Origin of the sequence: Kitasatospora sp. NPDC048296 (assembly GCF_043201815.1) — a bacterium.
In the GTDB taxonomy this organism is placed as follows: Bacteria; Actinomycetota; Actinomycetes; order Streptomycetales; family Streptomycetaceae; genus Kitasatospora.
This window is the reverse complement of record NZ_JBICZB010000068.1, coordinates 16495-31394: the sequence shown is the minus strand read 5'-3', so window position 1 is coordinate 31394 and position 14900 is coordinate 16495. Positions and strand designations below refer to the sequence as shown.

Below are 14900 nucleotides of genomic sequence, written 5' to 3'. Positions count from 1 at the left end.
GGCAATCGAACCGCTGAAGCGAGGACCACACAGTGACCATCACGACCGAAACACCGATCGAGGCGCCCCGCACCGCCTCCCCGGCCGATGTCACCCCGGACAGCCCGGCCGCCGCGCTCGTCGGCATGTTCCAGGAGGTGACCGGCGAGCTGGAGCCGCTCTTCGAGGCGATGGAGTGGGCGGAGGAGGAGATCGAGGCGGCCCGCCAGCGCCACCAGGAGACCGCCCGTGGCCCGATCTGGCACTCGTTCAGCCTGATGACGCCGACCCTCGACCGGCTGAAGAACGAGAGGCTGTACCGCATCCACGTGCGGGAGCTGCTGGAGCGGGTGGACACAGGCCGGGACACCCGGCCCGCGACCGACGCCGAGATGATGATCGGGCTTCTTGAGAGCAGCCTACAAGCCCCGCTCACCTCTGCCGCTACCTGCCTTTACCTGCGGATCTTCGCCCGAGCCCTGCCCGCCGAGTTCCACAAGACCGCCGGGACCGCCCTCGAACTGGCCTCCTACGAGAGCGTCCACGGACCCCAGGCCGACGAGCACGAAGGATGGCTGCGCCGACAGCTCACCCAGGCGTGGCGGGCCCCCGAGGTCTGACCGCGCCGCGGAGGGGCCCGACGCGGGCCCCACGTAGCGCCGGGGCGGCTGTTCGCAGCCGCCCCGGGCGACCGAACGGCAAGCCCTTCCCAGACCGCCCCGCAGCACCGCCGGATTCCGCCAGGACCGGGCAACCGGTCTCCATCCTTCGCCCGCCGAAGGCTGAGGCGCCCGGGGACCGTTGCGGGGCCAGGACCGGCCGGGCCGGATTCGCGACCCGGGCAATCGCCCGCCGACTCGCTTCCGCGCCCCGGCCGGTCCGCCACGGCCGAATGGACCCTCTGGCACGCCAGGCCAAGCCGACAGCAGCAACCCAAGGCTGACGACGCACCAGAAAGCCGGGCCATCAGCCCCATGGATGCAGTATCCATGGTAGCCTTTTTCATGTCAGGCCGGGTGGCTCCCGGAAGGCAATCGAACCGCATCGAAAGAGGTAACCCGTGACCGACAAGATCACCTTCGCGCACCTGGTCGCAGCCTTCGGCGACCCGATCGACACCACCGCCGTGGCCGACGCCATCACCGGCGGCAAGGTGGTCCGGGTGCCCGAGGAGGCGCAGCACAAGGCCCGATTCCAGTGGCCGGTGGCGCTGACGGCGGACGTGCACGAGCAGTGCGTGGAATGGCCGGACGGGCACCAGGAGGCGCGCCGACTGGCCACCCTGCTGCGGGCGGCCTACCTCGCTGCCGCGCGCTCCAGCAACGGCGCCCCGGCGGCCTTCAACTTCACTTTCATGCCGGGGCAGCTTCCGGTCTTCGAGACCGAGGAGCAGCTGACCGTCTCGTTCGGTCACGACGACGGCAGCCCGGTGGTCGTCGTCGCTTTCTCCCACGAGGGCTGACCAAGCCCCGGGGCGGCTGTTCCCGGCCGCCCCGGTGACTGGCCGTAAGGCCGCATTCCAGACTGCCCCGCAGCACCGCCGGATACCGCCAGGACCGGGAAACCGGTCCCTTCCTTCGCCCGCCGAAGGCTGAGGCCCCCGGGGATCGCTGCGGGGCCCGGACCGGCCGGGCCGGATACGCGACCCGGGCCACCGCCCGCCGACTCGCTTCCGCGCCCCGGCCGGTCCTCCCGTCCCGCTCCCCTGACCGCCCAGGAGGTCGCGGTCATGCCGCCCGGCCGCCGAACCACAGACCACCGCCCCACCAGAGAGGCCCCCACCGTGAGCATCCCGAACCCTGTCCCCACCGGCACGGCCGGCCTTCCCCGCAACGCCGTCCGCCTGGCCGAGCGCGCCTCCGCCGCCGGCTGGGCGGTCAGCACCGAACCCGGCGCCGAGCAGGTCACGGTCCACCTGGCCGCCCGCGTCGTCAGCGGCCGCGGCACCATGTCCGTCGAACTCACCTGCCACTGGACCGCGGACCGCTCGGGCGCCTTCCGCTGGTCCCACGCCGCCGAGACCCGCGACGGCAACCCGGTCCCTGTCCGGTCCGCCTGGTCGGAGGTCGGCGATCTGCTCGCCCGCTACGCCCCGGCCCTGGTCGACGCCGACAAGGAGGCGGACGGCCTCACCCACCACGGGCGCAGCGCCGCCCAGTGGGGCGCCGACGCCACCGCGCAGCACCAGGGCGCGGCCCGGCACGCGGACGAGGTGCGGGACGTCCACCGCCGGCTCCAGGAGGCGCAGGCCGCCGGCGAGGCCTGGGCGAACGCCGCCCTCGCGTCCGTCGCGGCGCTGGCCGACCGCGCCGCTGAGGCAGAGGAGGCCGCCCGGTTCCTGGCCGGGCGGGCCGAGCAGGCCGGCGCCGGACGGGCCCGCCGCGCGTTCGACCTGGCCGAGGACGCCCGGACCCTGGCCGAGGTGTGCGAGGAAGCCGCCCGGCAGGCCGTGAACACCGCACTCGGCGCGGAGGCGGAGGCGCAGTGCGCCCCCTATGTCGCCGCGCAGCTGGCCGCCGACGAGGCCGAGGAGGCCGCCTGGCGGTCGGAGCACCCGGCGGGGACCGCCGAGGAGTTCGCGCTGTCCGTCATCCAGGCCTACGAGGTACCCGCCCGCCGGTTCGCCGAGTGGTGGGAGGAGAACGGGCGCCCCGGCATGACCTACCTCCAGGGCTGGGACGCCTTCCGGCCGGGCGGGAACCCGCGCGCCGAGCTGGGCGCGTACGGCGCGCTGGAGGAGGACATCAACCGGGCGGTGTACGCGCTGGGCGCGGCGGCCGGCGCACTGCTGCGGGCCGGCGGCGACCAGGCGCAGCAGGAACGGGCGCTGACGCTGGCGGAGGAGTCGCGGCGCGGCGAGGAGCTGTACGCGCCCGGCGCCCGGCGGCGCAGCGGTGAGGGTTACCAGGTGGCGGTGCGGGTGTGGTCGGCGCTGGTCGGGCGCGGATGGGACGCGTGGCTGTCGCTGGACGTGCTGCGGGACTTCGTGGTCCTGGACCGGTGGGCGGCGGCCGGGGTGGTGGAGGAGGTGCGGCGGGTGCGGCGGCTGCTGCTGGTCGACCACGCGCTGAGGGAGCGCCAGGCCCGGCACGCCGCTGTCCACGAGCAGCTGGAGGCCGAGCGCATCGCCCGCCACCGAGCCGGGGAGGAGGTCTACCGGGCGGCGCGGCAGGCCGGGCAGGACGAGGAGTCGGCGGACTGGGCGCGGCGGGACTTCCTGGCGCGGCTGGCCGCCGAGGCGGACGGTCGCGCGGAGGACGGGCGCAGCCGGTTCTCCCGGGATGACCAGGTGTGGGTCCGGCCGGCGCCCGGCGAGGACGGCGCGGTCCGGTACGCGGGGAGCGTCGTGGCCTACCTCGGCAGGGGCCGTTTCCGGGTGAGCGGCCCGGTGGGGCTGGTCGCGCGCGAGGTCGCGGCCGAGCGGCTGTCCCCGGCCGACGCCGACGAGGCGCAGCACGACCGGGGGCGGCAGGCGGGCGAGGACACCCGGCGGCGCGAGGAGCGGGCGGCCCGTGAGGCCGAGGAGCAGGAGCGCCGGGAGCGGGCCCAGGCCGAGGCGGACGCCGCTTTGGCCCGGCGCCTGGCCCGTCGGCGGGCTGCCGCTGGCACGGCTGCTCCGGTCGCCGAGCACGGGCAGTGGAGCCCGGTGCACGCGGTTCCGCGGTCGGTCGGCGAGCTCTGGTCGGCGGCGGCCGAGGGCGGGTGGCAGATGACCTGTCGCACCGCCACGGGCGGGCGGATGCTGGTGGTGCGGATCGCCGGAACGACCGGGGCCGGGCGGTGGGTGTTCGAACTGATCTGGCTTCCCGAGCGAGGTCAGTACGCCGTCAAGAAGCAGCACGGGAAGGCGCGGTGGGCCGACGGGCGGTCCGGTCCGCGCGGCGGGCGGATCAGGCCGACCGTGGGCGACGTCCTGGCCGTCATCGCGCAGGAGACCCGGGAGGGGGCCGAGGCGCAACTGGGGGAACTGGTCGGGGGGCCCGGGCGGCCCGAGTCGTCCGCACCGGCGCGGGTCTGACCGGGCGGCGGTGACCGGGGGTGGGGGTGCGGGAGTGCACCCCCACCCATGCGATGCACTTTTCATGGTATTCTTTTTCATGGCAGGCGGTTTGCTTCCGGAAGGCTCAGGCCTTGCGGACCCCTGCCGAAACACCCTCCGAACACCATGAAAGGTGCGCGCCCGTGGCTGCCGCTGCCGCCTACTGCACCCAGTGCTGCGCCGTCGTCGCCGTCGACGGCCCGACCGAGCCCTTCCACTGCCCCCACTGCGGGGGCACCGACCACACCATCATCACCGCCGCCCAGGTCGGCGCCGCCCAGGAGCTCGCCGACGCCATCGGCGACGGCTACCTGCTCTACGACGTGAGCGGGAGCTCGGCGGGACTGACCTGCTCGGAGGCCGAGGTGTTCTGCGGCTTCCTCCGGGCCTACGGGCGGCCGTCGACCGCCGACGGACTGCTGCTCGACCACGCGGAGCACGACGACGAGGGCGACTCCCACGGGATCGACGCCGAAGGGAAGGTGTTCACCCGGGCGTGACCGCCCAGGGCGGGGCCGCGGCCCGACCGCGGCCCCGCCACGCCTTCCGCAGCAGCAGCACCCCGGCCAGCGCGGGCGGCGCACCGGCCAGGCCGGAGCAGCGGCCGAGAAGGCCAGGTTCGCAACGAGCCACTTCAATGCACTTTTCATGGTAGTCTTTTCCATGTCAGGCCGGGTGGCACCCGGAAGGCAATCGAACCCCAACGAAAGAAGGACGCGCGATGACGAGCACCCACCACGAGACCGAATACCGCCTGCTGCTGCCCGCAGCGGTCCACACCGTGTCGGACATCGTGGAGACCGCCGTACGGGGCTGGGGACACCGGCTGCACGACGCCGGTATCGAGGCCTCCCCGGCACCGTGGCCGCACGGTCAGGCGCCGGACCCGCAGTCCCCGGCAGGGCAGTGGATCCGGCTGTACCGCGACCTGCGCGCCCTCATCGACCTCGGATTCGGGCAGCCCCGTGCGGAACTCCAGGCCGCCGAACGCCTGGTGAGCCTGCTGTGCCAGGCCGTGTGGGCCGGGAGCCAGGAGGCCTGGCGCGAAGCGGTGAACTTCGTCAAGCGGGCCCTGCGCGACGCGTGGCGGGTCACCGGGGGCCCGGCCTGACCCCGCCGGGCGCCGCCGCCCGGCGCGGCGGCGCCCGCCCCTGCACCACCAGCCACCGAACAAGGACGCAACCATGATCCCGAACACCACCACCGAGACCTTCCACGTCGTCAACGCGAGCGACCTCGACCGGTTCGTCGAGGCGCAGTACGGCCTGCCCTACTGCGCCCACGTGGCGCTGGAGGCCAGCAACGGAGACCACTGTGTCGCCAAGGCGGCCACCGAGCACCAGGAGCGCGAGGACCCGTCCGACCCGACCTCCCCGCGAGTCGGCCGTCCCGGGCTCGACCCCTGGGACCAGGAGGAGCTGACCACGTGGCTCACCGGGGACGGCGACGCCCCGAAGCCGCACGTCCTGCTGAGCGACCTGGCCTGCCGCGAACTGGTACCGGCCGGCACGTACCTCATCGAAGTCAACTGGTAGCGGCGCCGCACCGCCCCAACCGCCTAACCCACCCGACACCCTGAGGAGACCCCTGTTGAAGCGCAGCCTTCGTCGTCACGTCCAGCACGCCGTGCGCCGCACCTGGAATCCCCGCAGCTTCAAGTACGGGAACGGCGCGGCCGCCGCCCTGGTGGTCTTCCCGCGCGGGGCGTTCGCCGACGCCCCCACCTGGCACCCCGGCCAGGGCTTCACCAGCTGTCTCGAAGGCAGCTGGCTGCGTTCCAACGCCGACGGAACCGCGACCGCCGTGGTCACCGGGGTCGGCCCCAAGGAGCGCCCCGCCCACGACGGCGGCCCGTGGACCGAGCCGGAGGTGTGGACCGTCACCGCCGGCAAGGAACTGCTCCTCAGCATCTCCAGCCTGTGGGACAAGCCGCACCGGATCAGCTGGATGGCCGACGAGCCCGGGGCCGCCATCAGCCGCGAGCCCTACGCCACCCACCCGCAGGCCGCCGTCGAAGCCTACTGGGAGGCCTTCGAGCACCAGTGGGGGTTCACGCCGACCAGCGTCCCGGGCACCGCCGAACGCCGGTACCTGCTGCTCAGCTGTAAGCCCGGCTGGGCCGACCTGCCCAACGAGGTCGACCTCATGAAGACCAGCCGCGCCCTGGCCCGCCATTTCGGTGCCACGGTCCGCGTCTACCCGTACAGCCCCTCACGGCGTGCACTGGGCGGCCCCCGGATGCGCAGCGACATCCTTGCGGTGCAGCGGATCCAGCGTGCCCTCCAGGAGCAGCAGGGCCGATGAGGCGCCACCGGTGCCCGCCCCCGGGCGGGCACCAGCCCGGTGGCGAACCCCCACCGGCCGACACCAGACACCCACTCCCAGCAAGGACCGCCCGTGACCGCCGCCCCGATTCCCGCCGCGCTGCTCGACATCCTGATCGACAGCGGCAACAAGGCCCTGAACGACCACTACCACGACGAGCTGTGCAGCTGCCGCCAGTGGCCCGCATCCTGCGCTTCGTCCCGCGACTACTTCCCCGGTGCCTGGGACACCAACGCCTTCGCCATCGCCCTGCCCGCGATCATCGCGGCCTACGAAGCGGCGCAGCGCGCGGACAGCCAGAGCCTGGCGGACACCGCCGCGCCCGACGGTCGCGCCGATCAGCCGTAACGGCCGCGCCGCCCACCCCACCCCAGCCCCGCCCGGCCCGGCCCGGCCCGGCCCGGCCGACCAGCAGACCCGTTCAACACCCCGAGGACCCCGTGCACAGCAACATCAATCCCCCTTGAATGCTCAATTCATGGTAGTCTTTCCCTTGTCAGGCCGGGCGGCTCCCGGAAGACAGTCGAACTCCGCAACACGAGAGGCACCACCATGCCCACCCACGAGACGATCCGTGCCGCTGTGACCGGGCCGGTCCGCGTCCACCTCGACGGCCACACCGGCCTGGTGAACGTCACGGTCGACCCCGACGCCGTCAGCGCCACCGTCAGCATCTACACCCAGGAGGCCGACGGCCCCAGCACGCACGCCGTCACCAGCACCACCCACCGAACCGTCACCCACGGATGCGGCCACATCCTGCAAGTCGGCATCCCGGCCGCTCAGCACGACTTCTCGCGCACCATCAGCGGCCTGAACAGCACGTCCGTGCACAACGTGATCGGCCCCGGCGTCACGATCAACGGCTCGGTCATCATGTCCGGCGGGGTGATCACCGATGGCCGTCCGGACGCCGAGGACGGGACTCCGATCGAGATAGAGATGACCCTTCCCACGGGGTCCAGCCTCACCCTGACCGGGGGCGGCCCCGACCTCAAAGTCGAGGGGACGCTCGCCGAGCTGAACGTCGAGGCCACGAACAGCAGCATCCTGTGCGGCCCCGTGGGCAGCGCCGTCGTCACCATCGTCAGCGGGCGCATCGACATCGACGAGGTCTTCACCAGCGCCCGTCTCAGCACCGTCAACGGGCCCATCGAGGTGGCCCAGTACAGCGGTCACGAGCTATCCGCGTCGTCGGTCAACGGGAGTCTCAGCCTCACTGCCACCGACCGGGCCAGTGGCCGGGCCGACCTGACCACCGTGAACGGCTCCATCACGACCCGGAAGGCCGAGCACCTCCAGATCACCGCCTCGACCGTCCACGGCAGCATCTTCCGCCGCTAGCACGCCCCGCCCGGGCCCAACCGTCCGCCCGCCGCCGAACCTGCCTGCGGCGGGCGGACCACCCCACGGCATCTTCACGGCGCCGACCCTCGTGACCTTCCAACAAGGAGGACGTGTGAACAGCCACTTCGCGGACATCGAAGTGTTCGCGTCCAACCTGGACAGCGCCGACGAGGCCGACGACGTCGCCGCCCTGGTCGAGGACGCACTCGCGGGCGCCGGCTACCAGGTCTCGGTCAACGTCACGGCAAACCCTTACCCCCCGAAGGAGAGCAACCAGTGAGCCCCACCCATGACGGCCGGCCAGCCCCGGCCCTGCCGGATCCTCCCGTCGGCTCGGCCGCGCCGGCAGGCATGGACGACACGGCGCTTGCCACCGAGCTCCAGGCCCTGGACGAGTTCCAGCGCGAACACGCGCACAGCCCGGGGATCTTCCGGCTGGCGGCCGATACGATCGCGCCCCGCCGCGGTGCCCTTAATCGGGAGCGGACCCGGCGCGAACGCGAGCGCCGCGACGCCGCGAAGGCCGCCGCCGAGCGCGAGCGTCTGCGGGCCCGCCAGGCGCGCACCGCGATCGGCCAGCGCAACGAGGAGGGCCGCTACCCGGTGGCCGTCGACGGCCGCGAGCGCGGACAGGTGTGGCGCGCGGGCTCCGGGCGTGACTGGTGGTACCAGGTGGACGGTGGCAAGCGGTACCTGACGACGAGCCGGTGGGAGGCGGCCGACGCTGTCGTGTGCACCGTCGACGCGCGCACGGAGGCGGCCGCGGCGCAGCGGCGCCGGGAGGAGCCTCCAGCAGGGTGGGTCGTCGCGCCCGGAGGCGAGGTGTTGGAGCGGCTGGACGTGGTGCGGCTGCCGGGTCCGGACCACGGCCCGGCATGGAGCCGGCCGTGGCGGGTGGGCCGTCGTGAGGAGCACCCGGGCGGACGGGTGTCCTACTGCCTGGAGCCGGCCGACGTCGACCGGCCGCAGGAGGGCTACGTGCTGTTCGCGGAGAACCTGCGGCGGTTCGCCCGGCCGGCACCGGCCACGCTGGCGGCTCTGCCGCTGGCGCCGTTCCGGGTGCTGCACGCGGAGGAGTACTCGGAGCGCCGTCTGTTGAATGTCTCCGACGAGCTGTCGTCGCTGTCGGACGTCGACGGCTGCTCGGAGTCGGCCCGCCGTGCGCTGGAGCTGCTGGGGGCGGTCGAGGGCGGGTGCAGTGCAGATCCGGCGGCGGACATGCGCAAGGTTGCGGCCCTGGCGTGGGAACTGCTGCGGATCGTGACGGACCCGCAGTCCCGGCACTGGGACTCGTGGTGGTACGACCGTGGAAACGCGCAGCACGCTGTTCGGTGGGCGACGCGGGCGGCGGAGCGGTTCGAGGAGGGCGGCGGGGCGCTGACGAAGGAGTACCGGAGGTGGCTGCACAGCTAGTCCCGATGCACTTTTCATGGTAGTCTTTTTCTTGTCAGTCCGGGTGGCCCCCGGAAGGCAATCGAATCGCTACACGCAAGGAGAGAACAGCACCGTGGACTACAACATGTACTTCGCCGACCTGCCGACCGACGGCGAGGTGGTCGCACTGCTGGCGACGCAGGATGCGATCAGCAAGGCCGTCAACCCGGCCGGACTGCCGGAGGGGTCGGAGCGCGACGCCGCCGCAAAGGCCTGGGATGCCGCCTGGGAGGCGTACGGCTCGGCCCGGGTGCGCTCCTTCCGCCTGAGCGAGCGGAAGCTGACACAGTGCCGCGAGATCATGGACCGGCTGAGGATGCTCACCGCGCAGGAACACCCCCAGTGGCCGGGCTCGGAGGCCTTCGGCCTGCCCAGGTGGCAGACGCTCATCGCCACCGATGCCGACTCACTCACCGAGGCACTAGAGCGGTTCGCGCTGGCCCAGGAGGCGGTGACGGACGCCGAACCCCAGCCTGTCACCGGGATCCCATCGCACAAGCTGGACAGCAAGAGCGGCTGGCTGGTGACCCCGGCCCAGATCGGGGCCGCGCTCACCGCGTGGGAAGCGTCCGACGAGCAGGAGCGCCGGGCGGCGGTCGGGGAGCACCACTGGTTCTCCGAGTGGATCGCCTGGCTCGGCAAGGCCCAGGGGCGCGGCGGTTTCCGCGTCTACTGAGCCGGGCGCCGGGCCGCCCACCGCGGCTGCCCGGCCCCGGCCCCACCGGGCAGCGCGCCGCCGCGCCGCGTCCTTGGGCGCTCGCCGGCGGCGCCCCGACCGCCGGAGCCCGGAGGGCATCACCCCACCTTTCCGCACTGCCCAATCGCTGGCGGGGCCATCGCCCGCGCCAGGACTCATCCGGAGCCCCTTGTGTCTACCCCCCTGCCTATCCCCGGTCTGGACATCGACCCGCCGAGCCAACTGGTTTGGCCCGACAAGCTGCTGTCGAACAACAACACCGACGTCTGCCGCCGCACCGGCGAACCCGATCAGCCCCGGGTCTTCACGTGGACGATCCCGGCATGGGTCGTTCAGCTGACCAGCGGGAAGTTCTTCAACGCCTGCCCCCAGGCCGGGGTCTGCGGCGGCCCGCTCTGTTACGCGGTCGCCCCTGGAAGCTCCTACCGGCGGCTCCCCTCGGTCCTGGCCGCCCATGTGCGCAACCTCGAACTCGTCCTGGACGAGCCACAGGAGTGGGAGCGCCGGATGAAGGCGGAGCTGCGCGGGCGCCGATACCGGGGCCCAAACGTCTGGGTTCGTGTACATGACGCTGGCGACTTTTGGAGCGACTTTACCGACTGTGCTGTGAGTGTCCGGCTCACTCGTTTGGGCGGTCTGTGAGCCCCTGACGTTCGCTTTTACCGATCCTGGCAAGCCTCTACGTCGCGTAACGTGAGAGGCGGTGGGTTGGTGCGAACTGGCATGGTTCTGGACGACATTCGGGTCCAGCCGATGAAGCGCGGGGACGGCGGACGGTCCTACACGATCGTCTGGCCGGACGGCTCGGTCGACGAGGAGGCCGACAGCTTCCTGAGGACGTTCGAGGGGTCGGGCACTCAGAAGACCTACGCCTACACGCTGGTTGATCACCTTCGGTGGCGGGTGCGCGAGGGCCTGTCGACAGCGAAGACGACGGTGCAGGACCTGCATCGGTACATGGGGGCCGTCGGGGCGAAGGTCCAGATGCCGTTCGGCCAGCCATGGCGGGTGCCGCCGAAGCGCCCCTACACCGAGTCGGGCCTGGGCACGGCCGCCGCGGTGCTGAAGGGCTTCTACATCCACCAGTGCGCCCGCCAGCGGATCAACGATCAGTTGCGGGTCGACCTGGACCTCCGCCGGCTGCCGACCCAGATCGACCGCAACCGCTCCCTGCTCGGCCACACCATCACCTCGATGGCCGCCAACCCTCTTGCCCCGAAGGTGAGTTCACGTCGGAGGCACCCGAAGATGCTGCCAGACGGCGCCCGACCCGAACTGCTACACAAGGTGAACACCGCCCGCGACGCGATGATCGTCGACTGGCTGTCCGACACCACCCTGAGGGTCGGGGGCCTGGCCGGGCTGCACCTGTCGGACCTGCACCTGCGCGACAACGCGCCCTGCGGCGACTGCCAGAGCCCGCACGTCCACGTCTGCGACCGGTGGGGCAACCCGAACGGGGCGGCGGCCAAGAAGAAGCCCGACTGGCTGCTGCGCGACGGCGTGATCAGCGGCGGGGAGATCTACCGGGTCAGCCCCGCCATGGTCAGCTCCTACTTCACCTACATGACCACCGAGTACCGGCCGCTGGCCGCCGGCCACGGCATGCTGCTGATCCAACTCTCCGGACCGAACCGGGGCGAGCCGCTGACCACCGACGCCGTCCGCGGGATGCTCCGCCGAGCCGGGCGCCGCGCGAAGCTGCCGGGTCGGATCAAGCCCCACCAGTTCCGGCACACGACGACCTCCGCCATCCTCAAGGCGTCCGGCGGGGACGCGCTGGTGACGAAGGTGGCCGGCAACTGGTCCTCGGCCGCGATGGTCGAGGACGTCTACGGCCACCCCGACCTGCACTCCCCGGAGTTCTCCGCGGCCCTGTTCGAGGTCTGGGGGGAGAGCGAGTGAGCACAGCACGTCCGCTTGCGCTGCTGGCCGACCAGCACGCGGCCACCCGCACCTCCGGCGACCGCCTGGAGATCCTCCGGGCCCTGATCGCCGCCCCTTCCTTCGACCCGCTCTTCCGCGGCGACGTGCTCCGCATCCCCGCCGACCACCCCGTTTACGGCTGGCGCTGCCAGGTCGAGGACTGCGCCCGGAGCAAGGAGGGCGGCTGGGACCTCTGCCACCGCCACCAGCTCGAATGGACCGACATCCGCGGCGGCGGCGCCACGTTCACCTCGTTCCTGGCCGCCGCGAAGCCGTTCACCGCCCGGAGCTGGTCGGACGGTCGGCCCTGCCGGATCTGCCCCGACCTGCCCGCCGTCGGCCAGTGGGGCCTCTGCGTCGCCCACGCCAGGCGGTGGATCAACTGGGAACGGTGGGCCCGCAAGCGCGGGCGGACCCCCCTCCTTGAGGACTGGATGTCCGGCCAGCCCCCGCTGCCGGGCATGGGCAAGTGCCAGGTGCTGGCCTGCAGCGAGCTCGCCGACTACACCCCGCTGCGGATGTGTTCACGGCACCGCACCCTCTACGACCGCCAGGGCCGGCCCGGGGATGCCCAGGTCCCCGACCTGCGGGAATGGGGGCTTCAGGTCAGCGAGAGCGGCACGGTCGAGATCACCTACGGTGACAAGGCCGCGTTCCGGCACTGGTGCCGGACGGCCCCGGCCGTCTTCCGGATGAACGGGACCCTGTCCCTGCTCGGCCTGCGGCCCTTGGTGAAGGCGGAGCTCCAGTGGACCCTGTTCAATCACATGCACGGGCCTATGGAGGGAGCCCGCTGGCACCTGCGGTTCGTCCAGCACCTCGCCGAGCACTGCCGCTCCCGCGACGCCGGTTCACTGGCCGACCTTGACGTCGCCGAGGTCCCGGTCAACAGCAGCAAGATCGCCAAGACGATGCTCAACGAGCTGCGGCTGGTCTACTTCACCCGCGAGGACACCAAGCAGGCCGGCTTCATCGAGACCGCCCACTACGGCGTCCACTTCCCCTACTGCGGCAGCCGCATCGACCTGACCGCCGTCTCCCAGACCTGGCTGCGGGACCTGCTCTGGGACCACTTCGCCACCCGGCTCAGGAACGACCCGCCCCGCTCCCAGAACACGTTCAAAAGCACGCGGCGGGCCTGCGCCGAGCTCAGCGCCTACCTGGAGATCCAGGCGCCCGAAGGCGGCCACCACCCCGGCCTGCTGACCGAGTCCCACATGATCGACTTCGTCGCCGACCAGCGCCACCGGGCCCAGTTCGGCCTGGAACCGCTCGGCCGGCACGAAAGCCCCACCGGGAAAGGCCGACCGGCGACGAACGGGGTGACCGCCGGAGCGGTGGCGCGGATCTTCAATGGAGCCCGCACCGTCCTGCGGGCCGGGATGGACGCGGGCACCACTGCCGCCATCGGGCTGGACCAGCGGTTCATCGTCGCGGTCCCGCCGGGCGGCGCCGGCCACAGCAAACGCGGCCGGCCGTTCTCCGACGACACCGCCCGCGCCCTGGCCGACGACGCCAATCTCGCACTCCTCGCCGAGCGGGACGCCGAGGACCGGGGGCTTCGGGACATCTGGGAGGCCCTGGTCTTCACTGGCCGCCGCTGCAACGAGGTGATCCGCCTGCGCCTGGACTGCGTCGGCCGCGTCAACGGCCTGCCCCTGCTCTGGCACGACCAGACCAAGGTCGGCAACCTCGACGAGGGCATCCGCATCCCCGAGCGGCTGGTCCAGCGCATCGAGGTCCGCCAGGCCAAGACCATCGACCGCTTCGTCCAGCGCAACGGACGTCCGCCCACTCCCGAGGAGCGGGCCGCCCTCGCGCTGTTCCCCCGCCGCTCCACCAACCGCAACGGCCGCAGCAGCATGAGCTACGGCTGGTTCCAGACCCTGTTCTCCGCCTGGGTCTCCGACCTCGCGCTCAGCGGCGTCGCCCACCAGGCCCGCCACACCCTGGCCACCAACCTCCTCAAGGCCGGCGCCAACCTCTCCCACATCAAGCGCTACCTCGGCCACGTCTCCGACGCCATGGCCGAGCACTACACCCATATCGCCAACACCGACCCCCGCCTCAACGACGCCCTCAACGCCGTCTGGGTCGCCGGACCCGGCGCCGCCGAACCCGGCCTCCTCCTCTCCTCCGGCGAACCCATGACCCGCCAGCAGGCCGAAGCCCTCGCCATCGACCTCACCCGCCGCTCCACCCCCGCCGAGGGCGGCTTCTGCACCTTCCAGCCCGTCGTCAACGGCGACGCCTGCCCCTTCAACATGGACTGCCACAACTGCGACAAGTTCGTCCTCTCCGGCGCCGACCTCGTCTACTGGCACCGCAAGCGCGAGCAGTGGCGGACCCTCGCCGAAGGCGCCCCGGACCCGGCCACCGCCGACTTCCTCCACGACTACTTCGAGCCCACCGCCCGCGCCATCGACGGCCTGGAGAAGGCCCTGGCCGCCGTCGACCTCCTCGACGACGCCCTCGCGCTCGACCTGCGCCGGCCGCAGGACTACTTCGGCCGGGTCTGGAACATCGCCTTCCGGGCCCGCGACCTGCACCGCCACGAGAGTGAGGAGGACATCGCATGAGGCCCGAGAACACCACGGCGGCCATCGCCGCCCGGCGCGACCAGACGAAGAAGAAGCTGGAGCAGGTCGCCGCCGCGATCGGCCAGCTCCGCCGCGAACGCCACCGCCCCACCGTCCGGGCCGTCGCCCAGCGCGCCGGCGTGTCCGCGACGTTCCTCTACGAGAACACCGAGGCCCGCGCCCTCGTCGCGAACGCCGTCACCGACAGCCGCAGCCGCCACGACCACCAGGCCCAGCAGCAGCACGATCAGATCGAGGCGACCTGGCGCGAACGCGCGCTGAACGCCGAGGCCGAGCTCACCCGCACCCAGAAGGAAGTCCTCGCCCAACGTCAGCGAATCGGCGAACTCATGGGACAGATAAGGGACTTCGACCAGATGGTCCCGGGCGAGTCCCTCCAGGCCCTGACCACCGAGAACACCACCCTCAAGACCCGTGTTCAGCAGCTCACCCGCGAGCACCGCACCCTCCAGGAGCGACTGGAGGGCGCCCGCTCCAACCTCCGCTTCGCCGAGAAACGCATCGCCAACCTCGAAGCCGAACTCCTGGAGAAGAAATAGGCGACGATCGTGCA

Annotated in this window: 16 protein-coding genes; all 16 read left to right on the top strand. The window is 72.2% G+C overall.

Features of this window, described 5'->3' with window-relative positions; genetic code table 11:
* The first annotated feature begins 32 nt into the window (after nucleotides 1–32).
* Nucleotides 33–599 carry a hypothetical protein gene (locus ACGF12_RS30455; protein WP_393037015.1) on the top strand — a complete coding sequence of 189 codons (567 nt, stop codon included), beginning with the start codon at nucleotides 33–35 and terminating at the stop codon, nucleotides 597–599.
* 440 nt (nucleotides 600–1039) lie between these two features.
* Nucleotides 1040–1441 carry a hypothetical protein gene (locus ACGF12_RS30450; protein ID WP_393037012.1) on the top strand — a complete coding sequence of 134 codons (402 nt, stop codon included), beginning with the start codon at nucleotides 1040–1042 and terminating at the stop codon, nucleotides 1439–1441.
* A gap of 321 nt (nucleotides 1442–1762) precedes the next feature.
* Nucleotides 1763–3997: a hypothetical protein gene (locus tag ACGF12_RS30445; protein WP_393037009.1), complete on the top strand. Its 2235-nt coding sequence runs from the start codon at nucleotides 1763–1765 to the stop codon at nucleotides 3995–3997.
* A 164-nt stretch (nucleotides 3998–4161) separates the two neighbouring features.
* Nucleotides 4162–4518, top strand: coding sequence for a hypothetical protein (locus ACGF12_RS30440; RefSeq protein WP_393037006.1), 357 nt, complete (start codon nucleotides 4162–4164; stop codon nucleotides 4516–4518).
* 221 nt (nucleotides 4519–4739) lie between these two features.
* On the top strand, nucleotides 4740–5129 hold the full coding sequence (locus tag ACGF12_RS30435; RefSeq protein WP_393037003.1) for a hypothetical protein: 390 nt from the start codon (nucleotides 4740–4742) through the stop codon (nucleotides 5127–5129).
* A 73-nt stretch (nucleotides 5130–5202) separates the two neighbouring features.
* Nucleotides 5203–5553: a hypothetical protein gene (locus ACGF12_RS30430; RefSeq protein ID WP_393037000.1), complete on the top strand. Its 351-nt coding sequence runs from the start codon at nucleotides 5203–5205 to the stop codon at nucleotides 5551–5553.
* A gap of 55 nt (nucleotides 5554–5608) precedes the next feature.
* On the top strand, nucleotides 5609–6322 hold the full coding sequence (locus ACGF12_RS30425) for a hypothetical protein (protein WP_393036997.1): 714 nt from the start codon (nucleotides 5609–5611) through the stop codon (nucleotides 6320–6322).
* 93 nt (nucleotides 6323–6415) lie between these two features.
* Entirely contained in the window at nucleotides 6416–6691 is a 276-nt protein-coding gene (locus tag ACGF12_RS30420) for a hypothetical protein (RefSeq protein ID WP_393036994.1), read from the top strand.
* 204 nt (nucleotides 6692–6895) lie between these two features.
* On the top strand, nucleotides 6896–7687 hold the full coding sequence (locus ACGF12_RS30415) for a DUF4097 family beta strand repeat-containing protein (protein ID WP_393036991.1): 792 nt from the start codon (nucleotides 6896–6898) through the stop codon (nucleotides 7685–7687).
* A gap of 115 nt (nucleotides 7688–7802) precedes the next feature.
* Nucleotides 7803–7970 carry a hypothetical protein gene (locus tag ACGF12_RS30410; protein WP_393036989.1) on the top strand — a complete coding sequence of 56 codons (168 nt, stop codon included), beginning with the start codon at nucleotides 7803–7805 and terminating at the stop codon, nucleotides 7968–7970.
* Nucleotides 7967–9103, top strand: coding sequence for a hypothetical protein (locus tag ACGF12_RS30405; protein ID WP_393036986.1), 1137 nt, complete (start codon nucleotides 7967–7969; stop codon nucleotides 9101–9103). The genes ACGF12_RS30410 and ACGF12_RS30405 overlap by 4 nt, the downstream gene beginning before the upstream one ends.
* Before the next feature lie 94 nt (nucleotides 9104–9197).
* Nucleotides 9198–9800, top strand: a complete 603-nt coding sequence (locus ACGF12_RS30400) for a hypothetical protein (RefSeq protein WP_393036983.1) — start codon at nucleotides 9198–9200, stop codon at nucleotides 9798–9800.
* 192 nt (nucleotides 9801–9992) lie between these two features.
* Nucleotides 9993–10463 (top strand): hypothetical protein, encoded by a 471-nt coding sequence (locus ACGF12_RS30395; RefSeq protein ID WP_393036980.1) that lies wholly within the window; start codon nucleotides 9993–9995, stop codon nucleotides 10461–10463.
* 111 nt (nucleotides 10464–10574) lie between these two features.
* A complete protein-coding gene (locus ACGF12_RS30390; RefSeq protein ID WP_393036977.1) occupies nucleotides 10575–11726 on the top strand; it encodes a tyrosine-type recombinase/integrase in 1152 nt (383 codons plus the stop codon).
* Nucleotides 11723–14326, top strand: coding sequence for a tyrosine-type recombinase/integrase (locus tag ACGF12_RS30385; protein WP_393036974.1), 2604 nt, complete (start codon nucleotides 11723–11725; stop codon nucleotides 14324–14326). Before ACGF12_RS30390 ends, ACGF12_RS30385 begins: the two co-directional genes overlap by 4 nt.
* On the top strand, nucleotides 14323–14886 hold the full coding sequence (locus ACGF12_RS30380) for a DUF6262 family protein (RefSeq protein WP_393036971.1): 564 nt from the start codon (nucleotides 14323–14325) through the stop codon (nucleotides 14884–14886). The genes ACGF12_RS30385 and ACGF12_RS30380 overlap by 4 nt, the downstream gene beginning before the upstream one ends.
* Nucleotides 14887–14900 lie beyond the last annotated feature (14 nt).

Excerpts from the sequence above, each read along its gene's own strand:
- ACGF12_RS30435 (WP_393037003.1), top strand. The coding sequence starts at position 4,740 with ATGACGAGCACCCACCACGAGACCGAATACCGCCTGCTGCTGCCCGCA.
- ACGF12_RS30430 (WP_393037000.1), top strand. The coding sequence starts at position 5,203 with ATGATCCCGAACACCACCACCGAGACCTTCCACGTCGTCAACGCGAGC.
- ACGF12_RS30415 (WP_393036991.1), top strand. The coding sequence starts at position 6,896 with ATGCCCACCCACGAGACGATCCGTGCCGCTGTGACCGGGCCGGTCCGC.
- ACGF12_RS30390 (WP_393036977.1), top strand. The coding sequence starts at position 10,575 with ATGAAGCGCGGGGACGGCGGACGGTCCTACACGATCGTCTGGCCGGAC.
- ACGF12_RS30380 (WP_393036971.1), top strand. The coding sequence starts at position 14,323 with ATGAGGCCCGAGAACACCACGGCGGCCATCGCCGCCCGGCGCGACCAG.